The sequence below is a fragment of the Afipia sp. GW821-FHT14H12 genome, assembly GCF_058803465.1.
Window position 1 is genome coordinate 2194407 of record NZ_JBXAOZ010000001.1, and the last position, 19790, is coordinate 2214196.

The 19790-nt window shown below is 63.7% G+C and carries 20 protein-coding genes; 5 read left to right on the forward strand and 15 right to left on the reverse strand.

The features are described 5' to 3' along the window. Position 1 precedes the first annotated feature (1 nt). Positions 2 to 769, reverse strand: a complete 768-nt coding sequence (locus AC1RNA_RS11100; protein ID WP_492951095.1) for a glycerophosphodiester phosphodiesterase family protein — start codon at positions 767 to 769, stop codon at positions 2 to 4. Then, the gene (locus AC1RNA_RS11105) at positions 769 to 1236 is read right to left on the reverse strand and encodes a RidA family protein (RefSeq protein WP_009340944.1); all 468 of its coding nucleotides are present in this window, start codon (positions 1234 to 1236) and stop codon (positions 769 to 771) included. The genes AC1RNA_RS11100 and AC1RNA_RS11105 overlap by 1 nt, the downstream gene beginning before the upstream one ends. Before the next feature lie 103 nt (positions 1237 to 1339). On the opposite strand from AC1RNA_RS11105, the gene AC1RNA_RS11110 reads away from it, so the two are divergent. Beyond that, positions 1340 to 2200, forward strand: coding sequence for a cell envelope integrity EipB family protein (locus AC1RNA_RS11110; protein WP_492951096.1), 861 nt, complete (start codon positions 1340 to 1342; stop codon positions 2198 to 2200). 7 nt (positions 2201 to 2207) lie between these two features. On the opposite strand, the gene AC1RNA_RS11115 is transcribed toward AC1RNA_RS11110, so the two are convergent. Further along, positions 2208 to 3512, reverse strand: coding sequence for a DNA polymerase IV (locus AC1RNA_RS11115; RefSeq protein ID WP_009340942.1), 1305 nt, complete (start codon positions 3510 to 3512; stop codon positions 2208 to 2210). Between the two features lie 27 nt (positions 3513 to 3539). Beyond that, on the reverse strand, positions 3540 to 3830 hold the full coding sequence (locus AC1RNA_RS11120; protein WP_009340941.1) for a DUF3572 domain-containing protein: 291 nt from the start codon (positions 3828 to 3830) through the stop codon (positions 3540 to 3542). Positions 3831 to 3958: 128 nt separating this feature from the next. Between AC1RNA_RS11120 and AC1RNA_RS11125 the strand changes: the two genes are divergently transcribed. The 3 genes from AC1RNA_RS11125 to pncB all read left to right on the forward strand — a co-directional run bounded on the left by AC1RNA_RS11125 (position 3959) and on the right by pncB (position 7103). Next, entirely contained in the window at positions 3959 to 4324 is a 366-nt protein-coding gene (locus AC1RNA_RS11125; RefSeq protein WP_002715480.1) for a response regulator, read from the forward strand. Positions 4325 to 4335: 11 nt separating this feature from the next. Then, positions 4336 to 5712, forward strand: a complete 1377-nt coding sequence (locus AC1RNA_RS11130; RefSeq protein ID WP_009340940.1) for a PleD family two-component system response regulator — start codon at positions 4336 to 4338, stop codon at positions 5710 to 5712. A gap of 86 nt (positions 5713 to 5798) precedes the next feature. Next, positions 5799 to 7103: a nicotinate phosphoribosyltransferase gene (pncB, locus tag AC1RNA_RS11135; protein ID WP_492951211.1), complete on the forward strand. Its 1305-nt coding sequence runs from the start codon at positions 5799 to 5801 to the stop codon at positions 7101 to 7103. A gap of 77 nt (positions 7104 to 7180) precedes the next feature. Here pncB and rpmG read toward each other — a convergent pair whose 3' ends face one another. The 6 genes from rpmG to topA form a co-directional block, all read right to left on the reverse strand. Then, positions 7181 to 7348: a 50S ribosomal protein L33 gene (gene rpmG / locus AC1RNA_RS11140; protein WP_002712167.1), complete on the reverse strand. Its 168-nt coding sequence runs from the start codon at positions 7346 to 7348 to the stop codon at positions 7181 to 7183. 190 nt (positions 7349 to 7538) lie between these two features. Continuing rightward, entirely contained in the window at positions 7539 to 8363 is an 825-nt protein-coding gene (locus AC1RNA_RS11145; RefSeq protein ID WP_492951097.1) for a UCP034077 family protein, read from the reverse strand. Positions 8364 to 8428: 65 nt separating this feature from the next. Then, on the reverse strand, positions 8429 to 9169 hold the full coding sequence (locus AC1RNA_RS11150) for an NUDIX hydrolase (protein ID WP_492951098.1): 741 nt from the start codon (positions 9167 to 9169) through the stop codon (positions 8429 to 8431). Between the two features lie 17 nt (positions 9170 to 9186). After that, positions 9187 to 9645, reverse strand: coding sequence for a DUF983 domain-containing protein (locus tag AC1RNA_RS11155; protein WP_492951212.1), 459 nt, complete (start codon positions 9643 to 9645; stop codon positions 9187 to 9189). Continuing rightward, positions 9645 to 11990, reverse strand: a complete 2346-nt coding sequence (rnr, locus tag AC1RNA_RS11160) for a ribonuclease R (protein ID WP_492951099.1) — start codon at positions 11988 to 11990, stop codon at positions 9645 to 9647. Before rnr ends, AC1RNA_RS11155 begins: the two co-directional genes overlap by 1 nt. After that, positions 11990 to 14752 carry a type I DNA topoisomerase gene (topA, locus tag AC1RNA_RS11165; protein WP_492951100.1) on the reverse strand — a complete coding sequence of 921 codons (2763 nt, stop codon included), beginning with the start codon at positions 14750 to 14752 and terminating at the stop codon, positions 11990 to 11992. The genes rnr and topA overlap by 1 nt, the downstream gene beginning before the upstream one ends. Before the next feature lie 230 nt (positions 14753 to 14982). Here topA and AC1RNA_RS11170 point away from each other — a divergent pair, with 230 nt between their 5' ends. After that, on the forward strand, positions 14983 to 15195 hold the full coding sequence (locus AC1RNA_RS11170) for a hypothetical protein (RefSeq protein WP_009340933.1): 213 nt from the start codon (positions 14983 to 14985) through the stop codon (positions 15193 to 15195). A gap of 11 nt (positions 15196 to 15206) precedes the next feature. Here the strand turns inward: AC1RNA_RS11170 and dprA are convergent, their stop codons facing one another. From dprA to AC1RNA_RS11195, 5 genes are all read right to left on the reverse strand, one after another. Beyond that, positions 15207 to 16328 (reverse strand): DNA-processing protein DprA, encoded by a 1122-nt coding sequence (gene dprA, locus AC1RNA_RS11175; protein ID WP_492951101.1) that lies wholly within the window; start codon positions 16326 to 16328, stop codon positions 15207 to 15209. Between the two features lie 78 nt (positions 16329 to 16406). Next, the gene (gene plsY / locus AC1RNA_RS11180; protein WP_048755890.1) at positions 16407 to 17009 is read right to left on the reverse strand and encodes a glycerol-3-phosphate 1-O-acyltransferase PlsY; all 603 of its coding nucleotides are present in this window, start codon (positions 17007 to 17009) and stop codon (positions 16407 to 16409) included. 4 nt (positions 17010 to 17013) lie between these two features. Then, the gene (locus AC1RNA_RS11185; RefSeq protein WP_009340930.1) at positions 17014 to 18315 is read right to left on the reverse strand and encodes a dihydroorotase; all 1302 of its coding nucleotides are present in this window, start codon (positions 18313 to 18315) and stop codon (positions 17014 to 17016) included. A 3-nt stretch (positions 18316 to 18318) separates the two neighbouring features. Further along, positions 18319 to 19272, reverse strand: coding sequence for an aspartate carbamoyltransferase catalytic subunit (locus AC1RNA_RS11190; RefSeq protein ID WP_009340929.1), 954 nt, complete (start codon positions 19270 to 19272; stop codon positions 18319 to 18321). A 180-nt stretch (positions 19273 to 19452) separates the two neighbouring features. Then, the gene (locus AC1RNA_RS11195; RefSeq protein ID WP_009340928.1) at positions 19453 to 19737 is read right to left on the reverse strand and encodes a hypothetical protein; all 285 of its coding nucleotides are present in this window, start codon (positions 19735 to 19737) and stop codon (positions 19453 to 19455) included. Positions 19738 to 19790: the final 53 nt, after the last annotated feature.

Genomic DNA, 19790 nt, shown 5'->3' on the forward strand with positions numbered 1-19790 from the left:
TTCAAGGGTGTTTTGGCTCGGGCACGAAACCCTCGAAAATCATCTGGTCGGCGTAACGCGCGGCGCGGGCGCGCTGCTTCGGCGTGCGCACCGTCCATGTCAGCAGCGCACAGCCGAAGATGTGTTGCGCGATCCACGGCGCGGGCGCGGGCAGTTCGTTGATCCAGTAGGCGATGAAGTGCGGGCGGGTGCGGAAGGCGTGGCGCAGATGGAGCATGCCGCGCACCTTCTCCGGCGGCAGCGCCTGCCATTCGTCCTCGCGGTAATACCGCTCCGCGACGACGCCGCGCGGCACGGCGGGGACGTGATCGCGGATCGCCAGCACCTGATCGGGGTCGAACGACATCAACGCCAGCGGGCCTTGATAGGCGCGCACGATTTCCGCGATGCGCCGGATCAGGCGGCGGTCGCCGTCGAACCGGCTCTTGATCTCGACCACCAGCGGCACGCGGCCGTTCGTCATGTCGCACAAGTCGCCGAGCGTGATCATACGGTCGGTAGTGTCCTTGTAGCGCACAGTTTTGAGCTCGGCGGCGCTCAATGTGCGGATGTCGTCGCTGCGCTCGGTGAGGCGCGTCAGCGTGTCATCGTGAAATACCATCGCCTCGCCATCGGACGACAATTGCAGGTCGGTCTCGATGGCGAAGCCGCCCGCAATTGCCGCAGAAAATGCCGAGGGCGTGCTTTCGACGATGCCACGGGCAGCGTCGTGCAGCCCGCGATGCGCGACCGGCGCAGCCGTCAGCCAGTCCGGCGCGCGGGACGGCATCACATCACCTCGAACTGGCCTTCGACCTCGACGGCGGCATCCGCAGGCAATGCGGCGACGCCCACGGTCGAGCGCGCGTGGCGGCCCTTGTCGCCGAACACCTCCACCATCAGGTCGGAGGCGCCGTTCATCACCTTCGGGCCATCGAGGAAATCCGGCGCGGAATTGATGAAACCGCCGAGCCGGATCACGCGCACCACGCGATCGAGATCGCCGATGGCGGCTTTCACCTGAATGAGCAGATTGATTGCGCAACCGCGCGCGGCTGCCTGTCCCTGCTCGATGCTGACGCCCGCACCTAACTTGCCCCGCGCGATCAACTGCCGGTCGGCATTGTTGCAGACCTGGCCGGAGACGGTGAGAATATTGCCGGTCCGCACGAAAGGCACGTAATTGGCGATGGGGGCCAGCGGCGCATGCAGCGTGATCCCGAGGCCTGCGAGTTTCCGTTCGATGTCACCTGCCATCCTAACCTCCGTAACTTGACCCTGTTTGACGCGTGTTATGCCCAAGTTGCGGCATAATCCCAGCGCCAATATGCTCCGATTCCTAGGTTGGCAAGGAGAGAACATGGTCCTGTCGCGAGCGTTTTTGCGGATTTTCGGCGTGCTCGGCACCGTCGCGGCGTCAGGCGCGTTTGCGCAGGCGCAGCCTTCCGCCGGGGTGCCGTTCATGGCGCATGAGGCGGTCTATGACCTGAGCCTCGCGCAGGCGCGGGGCAATGCCTCGGTCAATTCCGCGAACGGGCGCATCGTCTACAAGTTCGGCGGCAATGCCTGCGAAGGTTATTCGACCGATTTCCGGCAGGTGTCGCGGATCGAATCCGGCGAGGACAAGACCACGACGAGCGATCTGCGTTCGACCAACTGGGAGGACGCCAAGGGTGCGAGTTATCGCTTCAAGGTCGCGAGCCAGACCAACGACGCCGATCCCTCCTATGTGGACGGCACGGCGGAGCGCGGGCCGGATGGCACCATCACGGTGAAGCTGAAGCAGCCAAAGGTCAAAACCTTCACGCTCGACAAGGAGATCGTGTTTCCGACCGAACAGACCCGCCGTATCATCGAAGCGGCGAAGGAGGGCAAGCGCATTCTGGAGCTTGGCGTCTATGACGGCTCGGACAACGGCGAGAAGGTCTACAACACCTTCGTGGTGATCGGGCAGCCCATCGCGAAAGGTCACGTTCCCGCGTCGCCCGATGTCGCGAGCAAGAGCGATCAGTTGAAGACGCAGACCCGCTGGCCGGTGACGGTGAGCTATTACGACCGCGCCGCGCAGCCGGACAAGGGCGAGCAGACTCCGCTCTATACGATGTCGTTCGAATTATACGAGGATGGCGTCTCGCGCGCGCTGGTGCTCGATTACAACGATTTCGTCATCAACGGCACGATGGACAAGTTCGAGGTCGGCGACAACAAGCCGTGCAAATAGTGCGAGATCACGAGTCCTTCCGCCGCAGCGATGTAGGGCTCGCGGGCTTCGCCGTATAGGCGATGCCGCGCACCACGGCGTTGTCGCCGAAACGCTTGCGGACCTCGTCCATGGCGCGTTCGGCGTGCGCCGAGCGGCGGTTGAGCATGTCCTCGTCGTCGCTGCCGTTCGAAGGTTGCAGCGCGCTGACGCCGACCCCAATCAGCCGGAATGCGGTGCCGTCGGTTTCGCGCGCCAGCATGTCGCGGGCGATCGCGAAGATTCGGTTGGCGAGCTGGGTTGGGGCGACGATCGATTGTGAGCGCGTGCGCTGACGGAAATCGGCGGTTTTCAGCTTCAGTGTGACGGTCGATCCGGCGAGCCCGCCGGTCTTGAGGCGGCGCGAAACGGTTTCGCTCAGGTCCCACAGGATGCGCTCCAGCGAGGTATAGTCGCGCAGATCGTTCTCGAAGGTGGTTTCGCTGGAGATCACTTTCGCGCCGCGGTCGGGCACCACCTTGCGCTCGTCAATGCCGCGCGCGAGCCGCCACAATCTCCGGCCTTCCGCGCCGAAGGTACGCATCAGGTCGGTTTCGTCCGCGCGCTGCAATTCTCCGATCAGGCGAAACCCGTGGTCGCGCAGTCTTTCCTGCATGGCGGGGCCGACGCCGTAGATGAAGCCGACCGGCTTCTCCGCCATCAGCGTCCGCGCATCCTCCTGGTCGAGCACCGCGAAGCCGCGCGGCTTGTCCAGATCGGAAGCGATCTTGGCGAGAAACTTGTTGGCGGACAGGCCCACGGAGACCGTGATGCCGATGTCGCGCTCGACCTGTGTGGCGAAGCGCGCCAGCACCTTCGCCGGAATCATGCCGTGTAGGCGCTCGGTGCCCGACAAGTCGAGGAAAGCCTCGTCGATCGACAGCGGCTCGACAAGCGGGGTCAGTGCGTGCATCGCCTGCCGGACTTGACGACCGACCTGAACGTAGCGCGCCATGTCCGGGCGGATGACGACGGCCTCAGGACACAGGTCGAGCGCCTTGTACATCGGCATCGCGGAGCGGACGCCATAGGTGCGGGCGATGTAGCAGGCTGCCGCGACGACGCCGCGCTTGCCGCCGCCAATGATGACCGGCCTGTCGGCGATCTCGGGCCGGTCGCGTTTGGTGACCGTCGCGTAGAAGGCATCGCAATCGATATGGGCGAGGCTGAGTTCGGTGAGCGCACGGTGCCGCAGCAGGCGCGGCGAGCCGCAGGCGGCGCAGCGCCGCGCCTGCGGAGCCGCGTCGGTCAGGCAGTCCCGGCAGAAGCCGGGAGGAGGAGAGGCCTCGTCCATCGTGCGTCGCCACTGCGATCAGTTAAGTCAGCCATGCGTGCTCTCGCCCAGCGCCTCGCGCGCGGCGGCGATGGTCGGCGGGGGGAATTGCGAGAAATCCGAGAACGCCTTCACCGTGGCGTCGTCCCGCACGATGAAATCCAGCACGCCGGCCAGAAAACGGGGATCGGAGGCCGAGGCGCGCAACGTCTGTGGCCCGATACCGCTCTCGGACAGGAACTGCCCCAACCGCTCCGGGTCACCGGCCAGAAATGCGAGCGCGCGAATCGCCACGATTTCAGCAACTTCTGCGGGACTCCGGCTGGGCTTTCCGGCCATTCTCATTTGCCTTTCCGTAACTTATCAGCACTATTTTGGGCCATCATGCCCGAGTCATTCCGGCGTGGCGACGCCTAATCGTATTACTGGCGGCGGAACTGACGTCGAGCGGCATTGGAGGAATGGGGGTGGCCAAAACCGTCCTGATCGTGGAGGACAACGAGCTTAACATGAAGCTCTTCCGCGATCTGTTGGAGGCCCATGGGTATCAGACGGTCGGCACCAGCAATGGCCGCGAGGCCCTGAGACTGGCGCGCGAACATCGCCCCGACCTCATCCTGATGGATATTCAACTTCCCGAAGTCTCGGGTCTCGAAGTCACGCGATGGATCAAGGACGACGCCGAATTGCGGGCGACGCCTGTGGTCGCGGTGACTGCTTTTGCCATGAAGGGCGACGAGGAACGCATCCGCGAGGGCGGCTGCGAAGCGTATTTGTCCAAGCCGATCTCGGTCGGAAAATTTATTGAAACGGTCCGGCGTTTCGTCGGCTAAGGGGTTTTGGAATGTCCGCGCGGGTTCTGGTCGTTGATGACGTCCCGGCAAACGTCAAGCTGCTGGAGGCACGGCTCTCGGCGGAATATTTCGATGTGGTCACCGCCAATTGCGGCACGCAGGCGCTTGAAATCTGCCAGCGCGCCGAATGCGACATCGTCCTGCTCGACGTGATGATGCCCGACATCGACGGTTTCGAGGTGTGTCGCCGGCTGAAATCCAATCCGCGTACGCACTTCATTCCGGTGGTGATGGTGACGGCGCTCGACAGCCCGTCGGATCGCGTGCGCGGCCTCGATGCCGGCGCCGACGATTTTCTCACCAAGCCGGTCTCAGACGTGGTGCTGATCGCCCGCGTGCGTTCGCTGACGCGGCTGAAGATGATGACCGACGAGATGCGCATGCGCGCCATTACCTCTCATGAGATCGGCATCCAGGCGCCCGAACGGGAGGCGATTGCCGATACCGGCAAGGGCGGCAAGATTCTTCTGGTGGATGATCGTCCGTCATCCTACGAGCGGCTCGCGCCGGTGCTGGCGGAAGAGCATGCGGTCGATGTCGAGCCCAATCCCTCCGAAGCGCTGTTTCATGCGGCCGAGAACAATTACGATCTGCTGATCGTCTCGCTCAACCTCGAAAACTACGATGGCCTACGGCTTTGCAGCCAGGTTCGCTCGCTGGAGCGCACCCGCAGCGTGCCGTTGCTGGCACTCTCCGAAGCCGACAACAACACGCAGTTGCTGCGCGGGCTTGAGATCGGCGTGAACGATTATCTACTGCGCCCAGTGGACAAGAACGAATTGCTGGCGCGGGCCCGCACCCAGATCCGCCGCCGCCGCTATACGCATTACCTGCGCGACAGCGTGCAGAACTCGCTCGAAATGGCGATCACCGATCCGCTCACGGGTTTGCACAATCGCCGCTATCTCGAGGGTCATGTCGGCACGCTCGCGGAGCAGGCCGCTGCGCGCGGCAAACCGCTGGCGCTGATGATTCTCGACATCGACTTCTTCAAGTCGATCAACGACACCTACGGCCACGATGCCGGCGACGATGTGCTGCGCGAATTCGCGACCCGCATCCGCAAGTCGATCCGGGGTATCGATCTGGCCGCGCGTTATGGCGGCGAGGAATTCGTCATCGTGATGCCGGAAACCGACCTGCATGTCGCGGGCATCATCGCCGAGCGGCTGCGCCGCTCGATCGCGAACGAGCCGTTTTCCATCGAAAAGGGTACCAAGCGCATCGAGGTCACGATCTCGGTCGGCATTTCGATGCTGGAAAAGAAGAGTGAGCCGGTCGCCGATGTGCTCAAGCGCGCCGACCAGGCGCTGTATCGCGCCAAGCACGACGGTCGCAACCGCGTCGTCGTCGCGGATGCTGCCTAGAGCAGCCAGCAAGCGTAGCCCGCGCGGTGCGAAGCGCTATCCGGGCTGCGCTGGCGATGCGCCGCCTCGGCGGCTATGATCGCGCCATGACCGTGACGGACATCGCAACGCGAACCTACAACCATGGCTGGCGGCTCGATCCGATCGTGCGCAGTCTGCTCGATACCGACTTCTACAAATTCCTGATGCTGCAAATGATCAGGAAACTGTATCCGGACGAGCAGGTCACCTTTTCGGTCATCAACCGGACCCGGCGTGTGCGGCTCGGCGAGATCATCGACGAGAAGGAACTGCGCGCCCAGCTCGACCATGCCCGCAGCGTGCGCTTTTCCAAGAAGGAGCTCATCTGGCTTGCCGGCAACACCTTCTATGGCAAGACCCAGATGTTCGCGCCGGATTTCATCAACTGGCTTTCTACCTTCCAGCTTCCGGACTACGAGCTGCGCGCGGTAGACGGTCAGTACGAGTTGCATTTTCACGGGCCATGGACTCACACCACGATGTGGGAAATTCCAGCGCTCGCCATCATCAACGAACTGCGCTCGCGTCAGGCGGTGAAAGGGCAGGGCCGCTTCGCGCTCGACGTGCTCTATGCGCGCGCCAAGGCCAAGCTGTGGACCAAGGTTGAGCGGTTGAAGGCCCTCGATGGGCTGCGTTTGTCCGATTTCGGCACCCGGCGCCGCCACGGTTTCCTGTGGCAACGCTGGTGCGTGGAGGCGCTCAAGGAAGGGCTCGGTCCCGCCTTCAATGGCACCTCCAACGTGCTACTGGCGATGGACAATGATCTCGAAGCGATTGGCACCAACGCCCACGAACTGCCGATGGTCGCGGCTGCTCTTGCTTCCAGCGATGACGAACTGCGTCGTGCGCCGTATCTCATTCTTGACCAATGGCGGCACACCTATGACGGCAATCTTTTGATCTCGCTGCCCGATACGTTCGGCACCGAGGCGTTCCTGCGCGATGCCCCGGACTGGGTGGCGGACTGGACCGGCTTTCGGCCTGACAGCGCGCCGCCGATTCCGGCGGGCGAGGGCATCATTCGGTGGTGGAAGGACAGGGGCCGTGATCCGCGGGAAAAGCTTCTGATCTTCTCCGACGGCATGGACGTTGATTCGATCGAACAGACTTATCGGCATTTCGCCGGGCGGGTACGCACCAGCTTTGGATGGGGTACCAACCTCACCAATGATTTTGTCGGCTGCTCGCCCGATGGCACCGCCGACCTCGATCCGATCTCGCTGGTTTGCAAGGTGACGTCAGTCAACGGCCGGCCAGCGGTGAAGCTTTCGGATAACCCGGAAAAGGCGACCGGCAGTCCGGATGAAATCGTACGCTACCTGCGCGTGTTCGGCGATGCCGGGCGTGTGCGCACGGCGGTGCGTGTGTAGAGGCCAACAAAAAACGGAGCCCGAAAGGCTCCGTCATTTCGTTCGACGCTTTGCGAAAGATCAGGCTTACTTGAGCTTTACTTGATCTTGGCTTCGCGGAATTCGACGTGCTTCTTCGCGACCGGGTCGTATTTCTTCTTGACCAGCTTGTCGGTCATGGTGCGCGAATTCTTCTTGGCGACGTAATAGAAGCCGGTATCCGCGCTGGAGACGAGCTTGACCTTGATCGTGACCGCTTTGGCCATGTTCGAAAACCTCGATGCCTTGAATCTGATGTCTGGAATCTGTAGCGGGCCGGACGAGGCCGACCCGCGTTTGGCCGCAACCTAGCCTCGAATGCCCCAAAGTCAAGGATTTCGGCCCCACAAGACCGCTATTTTCGCCGATCTGGCCGGAAATAATGAGTTTTCCCGGCCATTTAGCAGGAATCCAGTGTCATCCCGGCTCGAATCCCGCCGGGGTAAATTCGAGGTCGAGTTCCCGCCATTCCTTATACTTCTCGGCGGGCAGCATGGAGTAGGGCTGGCAGGCTTCGAGCGCGTGAATCGCGGCCTTCATAATCAACGGCCCCTTCGGCGTGGCTTTCGCCGCCATCAGTGCCGGCGTTCTGGCGAGCTTACCGTCGCGCCTGAGCGCCACCCGCAGCACGATGCGGGCGTCATCTGTCGGCGCAACGCCCGCAGGCAGTTTCAGGCATGATTTCAGATGTGCGCGAAAGGCGGCGACAACATCGGTTTTCAGGTCGGCGGCGACCTGATCGGGAGTGAAGCCGCCGAGACCGGACATGAACGGATCGCCGTACTGGCTCATCACGTCGGGCTGCACGGTAGGTGCGCCGGTGATGGCGGCCTGCGGGAGGGCAGGCGGTTCCGGTGGAGGCGTCTGCGGCTCGGCGACGGGCTTGGTTTCCTCGGGCACAGGCATTAGCGCCTTGTCGTCGATTTTCGGTTCTTCAGCCTTTGGTTCTTCAGCCTTGGGCTCTTCAGGCTTGGACTCGTCCGCTTTCGGCTCGTCCTGCTTCGCATTATCGCCCTTGGCCGTATCGAGACTCGGCAGTGACAAGTCGCCGGATTTCTCCGCAGGCGCGTCTTTTGCCGGGACGAGTTCGACATTGATGGCGGGCGGCGGCGGATCGTAGAGTTTGACGCCCGAGCCGAAGACGACCCACGCCAGCAGCGCGACATGCGCCATCACGGACACGGCGCCGCCCACGCGCCGGAGCCAGTCCTTCTCCACGATGTCGCGCCAAGTCCATGCCATGCGGGCGACAACCTACCGTTCGCCCGTGCGGCCCGCCATTGCTTTCGCGGGCGGCACCCTGGTGTCTAGAGCGTGTCACGCAGCCGCGCGCCGTTGCGGAAATGAAAGAACGGCACTTCGGCCTGATGGGTCAGTGGACCCATTGTGAGGCGGGCATTGAGCTCATCCAGCACACTCTGTGTCATCGAGTGAATGTCGGCGAGCGGGGCGGCGCCGAGTTCGATCCATTTGAGTTCGACCAGCTCCGCATCGGCATGGACGACGCCGTTGACAGTGTGGGCGATGGCGGAGATGTCGGCGGTAAAGAAGCGCGTGTCGAACCGGCGAACCAGTCCCGGTGGGGTGATGGCACGCGCGATCAAATAGAGTTGCGAGGGGTCGGGCAGCAGGCCTGTCTCCGCGAAGGGTCTCCACTCACCCTTCAGGGTTGCTATTTGCGCAGGCTTGAGGGGAATGGGTGGCTTACTGCCAAGGCATAGGCCGGTCTCCTCGCAGGCCTCGCGAATCGCGGCAACCACAAGGGCGCGGGCGCGGGCTGATGTCGTTTTCGGACTGCCGGCGACGAGCTTTGTTTCAAGCGCATTGGGAAGTTCGGTCGCGAGCGGAATACGATGATCCGTCGCATCGACGCTGCCGCCGGGAAACACCAGCTTGTTCGGCATAAAGACGAGGTCAGCGCGCCGACGCCCGAGCAGGACTTTCGGAACGGACCCGTTGCGATCGACCAGGATGAGTGTCGCGGAATCGCGTGGCCTTCGATAGGGATGCCGGGCCTCGTCCGCAGTCTGTGTCGGGAGCGAGTTCATCCGAAACGCGCGAGCGCTCAGGCCGGACGCTCGGCTGCGCTCTCAGCCTCGCTCTCGTCGAAGCCGTGCATGCGCAGCGCCCATTGCAGGCCGACGACCGCGCCCTTCACTGGCTGGAGCAGCAGGAGCGATGACACCAGTGTGATTGGCAAATAGATCGCCAATTGCAGGGCGACGGCCGGCGAATAGTTGGTCTCAACCCACAGCATGATCGGCACCACGATGTGCCCGACGATGACGATCACGAGATAGGCGGGGAGATCGTCGGCGCGGTGATGGGTGAAGTCCTGCCCGCACTGGGAACAGCAGTCGGCGGTTTTCAGGAAGGCGCGGAACAGCTTGCCTTCGCCGCAGCTCGGGCAGCGGCCACGGCAGCCGCGCAGCATCGCATTCCAGAGATTGCGCTTTGCGGGCGCGGCCATCGACGGGGTCCAAACCTTGGTCGGGGTCTCGGGAGTCCGCACCACGCTGTCCATCATTTGCCTCGTTTACCTTTGCCGGGTTTGGTCTTGCCGGGCTTGCGAGCCTTGCTCTTGTCTTTGCCCTTCGGGCCTCGTCCTGTCTTCGCCTTCGCGCCGCGCTTCGAGCCGATATGTTTTCGACTTCCGAACTCACGCTTGCCGCGCGGTGCCTTGGTTCCCTCGGACAGGAGTTCGAACCGCAGCGCACCGGCGACCGGCGCTGCTTCTATCAGACGAACCTCCACGACGTCACCCAGTCTGTGCATGGCACCACTGCGCGTTCCGATCAGCGCATGGCGGGTTTCATCGAAATGGTAGAATTCGCCGCCGAGCGTTCTCACCGGGATCAGGCCGTCGGCGCCCGTTTCATTCAGTTTGACGAACAGACCTGCTTTGGTGACGCCGGAGATCCGGCCTTCGAAGACCGCGCCGACGCGATCGGCGAGAAAATGCGCGATCAGGCGGTCGGTGGTTTCGCGTTCGGCCTTCATGGCGCGCCGTTCGGTGAGCGAGATCGCGGCGGCGACTTCGCCCAGCGTTTCCAGCGTCTCGTGCTCGGGCAGCGCGCCGTCGCCGAGGCCGAGCGCGCGGATCAACGCGCGGTGCACGATCAGGTCGGCGTATCGCCTGATTGGGGATGTGAAATGCGCATAGCGCCGCAAATTGAGGCCGAAATGTCCGTAATTCTCCGACGCGTACTCGGCCTGCGCCTGTGAGCGCAGCACGACTTCATTCACGAGAGATTCGGTATCGCGGCCCTTCACCTGAGCGAGGATGCGGTTGAACACCGCAGGCCGCAGCGCGCCGGATTTGGTGAACGGCATGTCGAGTGTTTTGAGGAATTCGTGAAGGTTGTGGACCTTCTCCTGCGTCGGCTGGTCGTGCACGCGATAGATCAGCGGCAGCGTCTTCTTCTCCAGCGTCTCGGCGGCGGCGACGTTGGCGAGGATCATGAATTCCTCGATCAGCCGATGCGCGTCGAGCCGTTCCGGCGTCGTCACGCGATCCACCGTGCCATCCGGTTTCAAGAGGATCTTGCGTTCCGGTAATTCCAGCTCGAGCGGGTCGCGCGCGTCGCGCGCGCGCTTCACAAGCCGGTAGGCGGTGTAGAGGGGCGCGATGATGGATTGAAGCAGGGGACCTGTCGTGTCGTCCGGCCGCCCGTCGCGCGCGGCCTGTGCCTGCGCATAGGAGAGTTTTGCCGCCGAGCGCATCAGGATGCGGTGGAAGCTGTGCGAGCGCTTGACCCCATCCGCGCCGATTATCATGCGAACCACGATGGCCCCGCGCGGCTCGTTCGGTTTCAGCGAACACAGATCGTTGGAGATACGCTCGGGCAGCATCGGCACCACGCGGTCAGGGAAATAGACCGAGTTGCCGCGTTTGAGTGCTTCGCGATCGAGCGCCGAATCTGGCCGCACGTAGTAGGCGACGTCCGCGATTGCCACGTTGACGATAAAGCCGCCCTTGTTGGCGGGATCGGTATCGGGCGTGGCATGCACCGCGTCGTCGTGGTCTTTAGCGTCCGGCGGGTCGATGGTGATGAGCGGCACATCGCGCCAGTCTTCGCGCCCCTTCAGGGTCGCGACCTTCGCGGCTTCCGCCTCGTCGATGGCGGCGCGCGAGAATTCCTGCGGAATTTCGTGGGCGTGAATGGCGATCAGGCTGATGGCCTTCTCGGTCTTCATCGAGCCGAGCCGCTCGCGCACGCGCCCGGAGGGCAGGCCGTAGCCGCGCCCACGGGTCAGTTCGACGCTGACGAGGTCGCCATCCTGCGCGTCGGCGCTGTCGGCGGCGGAGACGGCGAGTTCACGTCCGGCCTGTTTCTTGTCGACCGGAATCATCCGGCCGCCGCCTTGGGGGCTCGCGCGAAAGATGCCGAGCACGCGGTTCCTAGTTTTTTCCAGCACCTTGATGACGCGGCCGATATAGAGGGCTGCGCGTTCGCCGCGCTCGCGCTTCTCCAGCCGCAGCAGCACGCGCTCGCCGACGCCTGCGACGGTGCCGGGCTTCGGGCGGCGTGGTGTATGGATGTGGATGACCGGCGCGGGGCCGTCGATGTCTTCGGCCCATTCGGCGGGCACGGCGATCAGGTCGCCGTCGCTGTCGGTCTTGGTCACGTCGGCGACAAGGGTCGGGGGAAGATCGCGCGCGTCATGCACGCGCTTGCCCTGTTTGGCGATCACGCCTTCGTCGGTGAGTTCACGCAGAATCCGGCGCAATGCCGCGCGGGATTCGTTCTTGAGACCGAAATGCCGCGCCAGTTCGCGCGTGCCGGCCTCGCGGGGGTTGGTCTTGATGAACGCGACGATGCTCTCCTTGTCGGGAAAGCCATCGGTCGCGCCATGCTTCTTTTTCATTATCCGCGTGCTTTTCCGGCGCTCTTCTTCGCAGCGGCCTTGGCGGGTTTTGCCACGGCCTTTGCGGCGGGTTTCGCAACCGCGCGAGGCTTGGCTTTGGCCGCAGTCTTTGCGCGAGGTGCCGCCGCCTTTTTGGGCGCGGCTTTAGGCTCGGCGTCCTCGGCTTCGCTCTTGGTCGCGGTTTTGGTTGCAGTTTTCTTGGCAGCCTTCTTCGGCGCGGCTTTCTTCGCGCCGCCACGCTTGGGCTTGCCGCCGGTCTTGGTGGCGCGCGCCTCGATCAGCGCGATGGCTTCCTCAAGGGTGATCTGGTCCGGCTCCTTGTCGTCGGGGATCGTGGCGTTGATGCCGTCGATGGTGACGTAGGCGCCGTAGCGGCCCTTCTTGAGCATGATCTTGCCACCCCGCGCCGGATAGTCGCCGACCTCCTTGCCGGGATCTGCGCCGAAACGGCGGCTCGGCCCCTTGGCGATCTTTTCGGCGATCAGCGTCACCGCGCGGTTGAGGCCGATATTATAAACATCGTCGCCAGCCTCGAGGCTCGCATAGGTCTTGCCGTGGCGCACGAACGGCCCGAACCGGCCGATGCCCGCGGTGATGATCTCGCCATCCTCCGGGTGCGGGCCGACATCGCGCGGCAGCGACAACAGCTTGAGCGCGAGATCGAGTTCGACATCGGCGGGCGACATGTTCTTCGGAATGCCCGCGCGCTTCGGCTTCTCGTCCTCGGCATAATCCTTCGGCTCGCCGAGCTGGATGTATGGGCCGAAACGCCCGGCCTTCACCGCGACATCGAGATCGGTTTTCGGGTCCTTGCCGAGCACGCGGTCGCTCGATGCGCTCGAGGAGGCGAGGGGACGCGTGTAGCGGCATTCAGGATAGTTCGAGCAGCCGACAAAGGCACCGAACTTGCCGGCCTTGAGATTGAGCTTGCCGGTGCCGCAGCTTGGGCATTGGCGCGGATCGCCGCCGTCAGCGCGCGGCTCGTAGATGTGTTCGCCGAGCATCGCGTCGAGCACGTCGAGCACCTCGGAGACGCGGACGTCCTTGATGTCATCGACGGCGCCCATGAAGTCGCGCCAGAAATCCTTGAGCACCTGCTTCCAGGCGATCTCGTTGTTGGAAATCTTGTCGAGCTTTTCCTCGAGGTCGGCGGTGAAGTCGAACTCGACATAGCGCGAGAAGAATTTTTCGAGGAAGGCGACGACGACGCGGCCCTTGTCCTCGGCGGAGAGGCGCTTCTTCTCGAGTTTCACATAGCCGCGGTCTTTTAAGACCTGCAGGATCGAGGCGTAAGTTGAAGGCCGGCCGATGCCGAGTTCTTCCATGCGCTTGACCAGCGATGCTTCCGAGAAGCGCGGCGGCGGCTCGGTGAAATGCTGGGTGACGGCGAGGCTTTCGCGCTTGAGTACTTCGCCTTCGCTCATCGCAGGCAGGCGGCGGCTTTCCTCGTCATCGGGATCGTCATCGCGGCCTTCCTGATAGACCGCGAGGAAGCCATCGAATTTCACGACCTGGCCGGACGCGCGCAATTCCAGCGTGCGTGAACCCGCCTTCGCCGTGATGTCGACGGTGGTGCGTTCCAGTTCAGCGGATTCCATCTGGCTTGCGACGGTGCGCATCCAGATCAACTCATAAAGACGGTACTGGTCGTTATCGAGCCGCGCCTTCAGCTTGGCGGGGCGGCGCGAAACGTCGGTCGGGCGGATCGCTTCGTGGGCTTCCTGCGCGTTCTTGGCTTTCGAGGTGTACTGGCGCGGCGTGGACGGCACGTAATTGTTGCCGTAGTCCTCGCCGATCACCTTGCGGACAGCGGGCACGGCTTCGGGCGCGATCGAGACGCCGTCGGTACGCATGTAAGTGATGAGGCCGGTGGTTTCGCCACCGATGTCGATACCTTCATACAGGCGCTGCGCGATACGCATGGTGTGCGCGGGCGCGAAGCCGAGCTTGCGGCTGGCCTCCTGCTGCAGCGTCGAGGTGGTGAAGGGCGCCTGCGGATTGCGGCGCGCGGGCTTGGCTTCGACCAAAGCGACGGAGTAGGTGCCGTTTTCCAGAGCCTTCTTGAAATCCTCGGCTTCCGCACCGCTGCCGATGTCGAGCCGCTGGATTTTCTTGCCGTCGGCGCCGACGAGGCGCGCCTCGAAGCTGTCGCCGCGTGGCGTGAGAAGTGTCGCGACCAGCGACCAGTATTCGCGTGGCACGAATTTCTCGATCTCAAGCTCGCGATCGCAGACGAGGCGCAGCGCCACCGACTGCACGCGCCCGGCCGAGCGCGCGCCCGGCAATTTGCGCCACAGCACCGGCGACAGCGTGAAGCCGACGAGATAATCCAGCGCGCGGCGCGCCATGTAGGCATCCACCAGCGCGCCGTCGATCTCGCGCGGGTGCTGCATCGCCTCCGTGATGGACTGTTTGGTGATGGCGTTGAAGACAACGCGCTCGATCTTCTGGTCCTTCAGTGCGCGCTTCTGCTTCATGACCTCCAGTACGTGCCAGGAGATCGCCTCGCCCTCGCGATCAGGGTCGGTGGCGAGGATCAGCTTGTCGGCGCCCTTGAGCGCCTTGGCGATGTCGTTGAGCCGGCTCGCCGCCTTGGGGTCGGTTTCCCAGATCATCTGGAAATTGGCGTCCGGATCGACCGAGCCGTTCTTGGCGGGAAGGTCCCGGACATGGCCGTAGGAGGCCAGAACCTCGTAGGAGGAGCCCAGATATTTATTGATCGTCTTGGCCTTCGCAGGCGACTCCACAATGACGAGATTCATTTGAATCCAATGAGTTAGGCTGAAAATAAGCCCCGGAATCACCGCGAGGGGACGAGGCTTTCGCAGCGATACATGGGTAAAGTGGGGGGTGCTGTCAAATGCCGGTCGCTTGAAGGGGCAATGGAACAGGTACTTAAGGTTGTAAATTTTAATTAAATTAAGCCGGAAGTTGCATAATCAAAACTTGGAGTATAAGAATATTATCCTGATTCCAGGATAGGCTGGAGTTCATGCCGCCTCGCCGAGACAGATCGACGGAGCCTAAATCAGAGCAGCGCGGCGAAGATGGCGGCGCGGAGGAGGCGGCAGCCTTTATTGCGGAGACGCTGCTCAATCTGACGTCCATCTGTCATCGGAATCGTTTCGATACGCTCGGCTATCTTCTGGACATGGCGCGCATGGAGGCCGATGGCCTGATGCGGACGCACCGGAAATCCCGCTGATATTGGAACAGTCAGTTCAGCGAAACCATGCCGCCACCATGGCGTTCCAGCCGCCCGGCCATCTCGAGTTCGAGCAGCACCGTGCGCACGATGGCAGGCGAGGTTTCGGCCATCCGCACCAGATCGTCGATCCCGATGGGCGAGGGACCAAGCAGGCCGACGATCCGGGCACGATCGGTGTCCTGTGGCTCGCGGCTCTCGTGCGGAGCCTCGTCTTCCTCCATCGGCAGTTCGATCGGGCGGCCCATGATCGACGCAACGGTATTTATAATGTCTGCGGCCGAAGTCGTGAGCGTCGCGCCCTGCTTGATGAGGTCGTTGGTCCCGGCGGCGCGCGGGTCGAGCGGCGAACCGGGGACCGCGAATACCTCGCGGCCCTGTTCGTTGGCGAAGCGCGCGGTGATGAGCGAGCCGGAACGGTGGGCGGCCTCGACGATCAGAATGCCGAGTGCAGTTCCGGAGATCAGGCGGTTGCGGCGTGGAAAGTCGCGGGCACGTGGGCCGTGGCCAAGCGGCATTTCCGAGATTGCGCCGCCGCCTGCGTCGATGATCGCGGCGAGCAGGCCTTCATGTTCAGGCGGATAGATACGGTCGTGTCCGCCCGCGAGCACGGCTACGGTGCCGCCGTTCAGTGAAGCGCGATGTGCCGCCTGATCGATGCCGCGCGCCAGACCCGAGGCGATGACGAAGCCCGCGTCCGCCAGATCGCGCGCGATGGCCTGCGCGAATTTCAGACCGACGCCGGAGGCGTTACGCGAGCCAACAACGCCGATCATCGGGCGCATCTCGGTCTCGTGTGCACCGCGCACGCCGAGCAGGGGTGGGGGGTCGTCGATCAGCGCGAGCCGTGGCGGATAGCCGTGCTCGCCAGGGGCAAGCAACGTGACGCCAAGCCTGTTACTACCTTCGATTTCGCGCTCAGCTTCCTCAAGGGAGCATATCCGTCCGGGGCGGCTCGCGCCGCCGCGACGTGCGAGGTCGGGCAGGCGTTCGAGTGCAGCTCTGGCGCTACCGCAATGATTGACGAGAGAGCGAAAGGTGCGGGGCCCGACATGCTCACTGCGGATCAGCCGCAGCCAGTCGATGCGCTGGCCGTCGCTCAACCTGATGGGTGCCGATGCGAGCCTGTCCACGACCGCCTCCCGTGGCGGCCAGTGTTGCGCAACTCGGGGCAGGGAACAATGCGGGTTGTTGCGAAATGAGAGGTGTTTTTAAGTCTTCGCGCCGATCTTGCCCTCGCTGCCGTCCATCAGACGGCGGATGTTGGCCCGGTGTTTGAACCACAGGATGGCGGAGAGCACGGCGAACAGGGTCGCCAGCGGCAGGTACTGTAGCCACAGCAGCAGCGGCGGGATCACGGCGCTGGCGATCAGTGCGGCCAGCGAGGAGTATCGGGTGATGGCGGCAATCGCGAGCCACACCGCGCAGAAGATCAGCGCCGCCGGCCACCACAGGCCGAGCAGCACGCCGATATAGGTCGCGACACCCTTGCCGCCTTTGAACTTCAGCCAGACGGGGAGGATGTGCCCGAGAAAGGCACCGAGGCCTGCGGCGATGGCAGCGTCGTCACCGAACAGATAGCGGGCAAGCAGAACGGCAGCGGTGCCCTTGAGCATGTCACCGACAAGCGTCGCGGCAGCGAGGCCTTTGCGTCCGGTGCGCAGCACGTTGGTCGCGCCGATATTGCCCGAGCCGATAGAGCGCAGATCGGCAGTGCCCGCGCGGCGGGTGATCAGCAGGCCGAACGGGATCGAGCCGAACAGGTAGCCGATCGCTAGAGAGAGAGCCGTCGCGACTGCAGGCGAGAGGTCCATGCGCTCACACCTGTTCGAACACGGTGCGGCCGCCGACAATGGTGCGCACCGCGCGCCCGGTGAAGCGGGCCTCATCAAATGGCGTGTTCTTGCACTTCGATTTCAGGTCGGCGGGGTCGAGGATCCACGGCGTATCGAGATCGATCACGACGATATCGGCGGGGCGACCCCTGCGCAGTGTGCCGCCCGGAAGCCCGAGCAGTTCGGCGGGCCGCGTGGACATCGCGCGGATGAGGCGGGTTAGTTCAATCTCGCCATTGTGGACGAGACGCAGGCCGGCAGAGAGCATGGTTTCCAGCCCGATCGCGCCGGAAGCCGCTTCCGCGAACGGCAGGCGCTTCACCTCGACGTCCTGCGGATTGTGATCCGACATGATGACGTCGATGAGCCCGGATGCGACGGCGGCCACCAGTTCCTTGCGGTCGTCCTCGGTGCGCAGCGGCGGCGACAGCTTGAGGAAGGTCTTGTAGGGGCCGATATCGTTCTCGTTCAGGGTCAGATGATTGATCGAGGCGGAGGCGCTGACGGCAAGACCGGCTTCGCGCGCGCGCCGCAGGATGTCGAGCGACTCGGTGCAACTCACGGAGGCGGCGTGATAGCGCCCGCCGGTCAGCGCGACGAGGCGCATGTCACGCTCCAGCATCACCGCTTCGGCGGCGCTCGGCGCGCCGATCAAGCCGAGGCGGGAGGCCAACTCGCCTTCGTTCATCACTCCTTCGCCTGCGAGGTTGGGATCTTCGGTGTGGTGGACGATCAGCACGCCGAAATCGCGTGCGTAGGTCAGCGCGCGGCGCATCACCTGCGCGTTCGTCACGCTGCGCGCGCCGTCGGTGAAGGCGACCGCGCCCGCGGCCTTGAGAAGGCCGAACTCGGTCATCTCCTCGCCCGCAAAGCCCTTGGTCAACGCGGCCATCGGATGGATGTTGACCACGGCGGTGTCGCGGGCGCGGCGCAGCACGAAGTCGACCGTCGCCGAATTGTCGGTGACGGGCTTGGTGTCCGGCTGGCAGATGATGGTAGTGATACCGCCCGCCGCCGCCGCCTGGCTTGCGGAGGCGAATGTCTCGCGATGGCCCGCGCCGGGTTCGCCGACGAAGGCGCGCATGTCGATCAGGCCGGGGGCTATGACCTTGCCCGCGCAATCGATGATCTCAGCACCCTCGGGTGCATGGCTCTTGCCGACACCGGGCCCGGCCTCGGCGATGACGCCGTCATGGATCAGCACCCCGCCACGGCCGTCGAGATCGCATGAGGGATCGATCAGGCGGGCATTGATGAGAAGCGTGGGGCGGTTATCTTTCAGCATGGTTCACGCATTCGGCAGATTGCGGGCGAGTGCTTCGAGCACCGCCATGCGTACCGCCACTCCCATTTCGACCTGCTCGCGGATCAGCGATTGTGCGCCGTCGGCGACAATGGAGTCGATCTCGACTCCGCGATTCATCGGGCCCGGATGCATAACGAGCGCATCGGGCTTGGCATAAGACAGCTTCTTCTGGTCGAGGCCGTAGAATTGGAAGTATTCCGAACTCGACGGCACGAAAGAGCCGCTCATGCGCTCGCGCTGCAATCGCAGCATCATCACGATGTCGGCGCCGTTCAACCCCTCGCGCATGTCGTGCGCGACCTCGACACCCATTCGCTCGATGCCGGGCGGCAGCAGCGTAGAGGGGCCGACGACGCGAACTCGCGCGCCCATCAGGTTGAGCAGAATGATGTTCGAGCGGGCGACGCGCGAATGCAGTACGTCGCCGCAGATCGCGACCAGCAGACCTTCCAGCCGTCCCTTGTTGCGGCGGATGGTGAGTGCGTCGAGCAGCGCCTGCGTCGGATGTTCGTGCGCGCCATCGCCCGCGTTGACCACAGAGCCGTCCACCTTACGCGCCAGCAGCTCGACCGCGCCGGAGGCGTGATGGCGCACCACCAGAATGTCGGGGTGCATCGCGTTCAGCGTCACGGCGGTGTCCATCAGCGTCTCGCCCTTGCGCATCGAGGACGAGGAGACGGACATGTTCATGACATCCGCCCCGAGCCGCTTACCGGCAATCTCGAAGGACGACTGGGTGCGGGTGGAGTTCTCGAAGAACAAATTGACCTGGGTGCGGCCGCTCAGGACAGCGCTTTTCTTGTCCACCTGCCGGTTCAGTTCGACGTATTCGCCGGCGAGGTCTAGAAGGCCGGTGATGTCGGCCGCGGAAAGCCCTTCGATGCCCAGCAGATGCCGGTGCCCGAGGACAAAACTCGATTTTGGTGCAGGGGTCATTAAAGCCAAACCTATAGGCAGACTTGCCATTCGGAGCAAGGCGGATTTGGCGGCTGTGGACGGTTCGCGCTAGCCTGCGCAGGGCAAGGTAAATTGCGGCCGAAGGGGCTTCGCCCATAGCCAGAGAAGGCGGGGCCGATCGGCCGCCAGGTGCATGCCCCAGGTGCCTGAAAGGCGCTGTTATTTCTTGTTGCTGTCGTGGATGCCCTTGTAGTCGCCGCTCGCTGTGCCTTGGGTCTTGGCCGCGTTCGGGCCGGTTTCCGGCTGGCCGGACTGGGCATCATGGCCGGACGCCTGCGGGGACTCGGCTGGCGCGGACTGCGTTGCATCAGGCCCATCGCTGGTGGCCGGCTGGCTCGGGTTTTGAGTCGTCGGGCTTTGGGCCGGCGTGTTCTGCGCGGAGGCGCCGTATGTGCTCAGGATCATCGCCGCGATGACCGCAGCAAGAATGGCTTTCACGTGCATTTGCCGCTCCTCTCGGTAGTCCTTGCCGGGAAACCTCGTGCAGCAGGGCAGGT

Coding starts and splice junctions, on each gene's coding strand:
- AC1RNA_RS11190 (WP_009340929.1), bottom strand. CDS start 19,272: ATGACCCCTGCACCAAAATCGAGTTTTGTCCTCGGGCACCGGCATCTG.
- AC1RNA_RS11110 (WP_492951096.1), top strand. CDS start 1,340: ATGGTCCTGTCGCGAGCGTTTTTGCGGATTTTCGGCGTGCTCGGCACC.
- pncB (WP_492951211.1), top strand. CDS start 5,799: ATGACCGTGACGGACATCGCAACGCGAACCTACAACCATGGCTGGCGG.
- plsY (WP_048755890.1), bottom strand. CDS start 17,009: ATGGACCTCTCGCCTGCAGTCGCGACGGCTCTCTCTCTAGCGATCGGC.
- AC1RNA_RS11155 (WP_492951212.1), bottom strand. CDS start 9,645: ATGGACAGCGTGGTGCGGACTCCCGAGACCCCGACCAAGGTTTGGACC.
- AC1RNA_RS11100 (WP_492951095.1), bottom strand. CDS start 769: ATGCCGTCCCGCGCGCCGGACTGGCTGACGGCTGCGCCGGTCGCGCAT.
- rnr (WP_492951099.1), bottom strand. CDS start 11,990: ATGAAAAAGAAGCATGGCGCGACCGATGGCTTTCCCGACAAGGAGAGC.
- AC1RNA_RS11105 (WP_009340944.1), bottom strand. CDS start 1,236: ATGGCAGGTGACATCGAACGGAAACTCGCAGGCCTCGGGATCACGCTG.
- topA (WP_492951100.1), bottom strand. CDS start 14,752: ATGAATCTCGTCATTGTGGAGTCGCCTGCGAAGGCCAAGACGATCAAT.
- AC1RNA_RS11195 (WP_009340928.1), bottom strand. CDS start 19,737: ATGCACGTGAAAGCCATTCTTGCTGCGGTCATCGCGGCGATGATCCTG.
- AC1RNA_RS11150 (WP_492951098.1), bottom strand. CDS start 9,169: ATGAACTCGCTCCCGACACAGACTGCGGACGAGGCCCGGCATCCCTAT.
- AC1RNA_RS11120 (WP_009340941.1), bottom strand. CDS start 3,830: ATGGCCGGAAAGCCCAGCCGGAGTCCCGCAGAAGTTGCTGAAATCGTG.
- AC1RNA_RS11145 (WP_492951097.1), bottom strand. CDS start 8,363: ATGGCATGGACTTGGCGCGACATCGTGGAGAAGGACTGGCTCCGGCGC.
- AC1RNA_RS11130 (WP_009340940.1), top strand. CDS start 4,336: ATGTCCGCGCGGGTTCTGGTCGTTGATGACGTCCCGGCAAACGTCAAG.
- AC1RNA_RS11115 (WP_009340942.1), bottom strand. CDS start 3,512: ATGGACGAGGCCTCTCCTCCTCCCGGCTTCTGCCGGGACTGCCTGACC.
- rpmG (WP_002712167.1), bottom strand. CDS start 7,348: ATGGCCAAAGCGGTCACGATCAAGGTCAAGCTCGTCTCCAGCGCGGAT.
- AC1RNA_RS11185 (WP_009340930.1), bottom strand. CDS start 18,315: ATGCTGAAAGATAACCGCCCCACGCTTCTCATCAATGCCCGCCTGATC.
- AC1RNA_RS11170 (WP_009340933.1), top strand. CDS start 14,983: ATGCCGCCTCGCCGAGACAGATCGACGGAGCCTAAATCAGAGCAGCGC.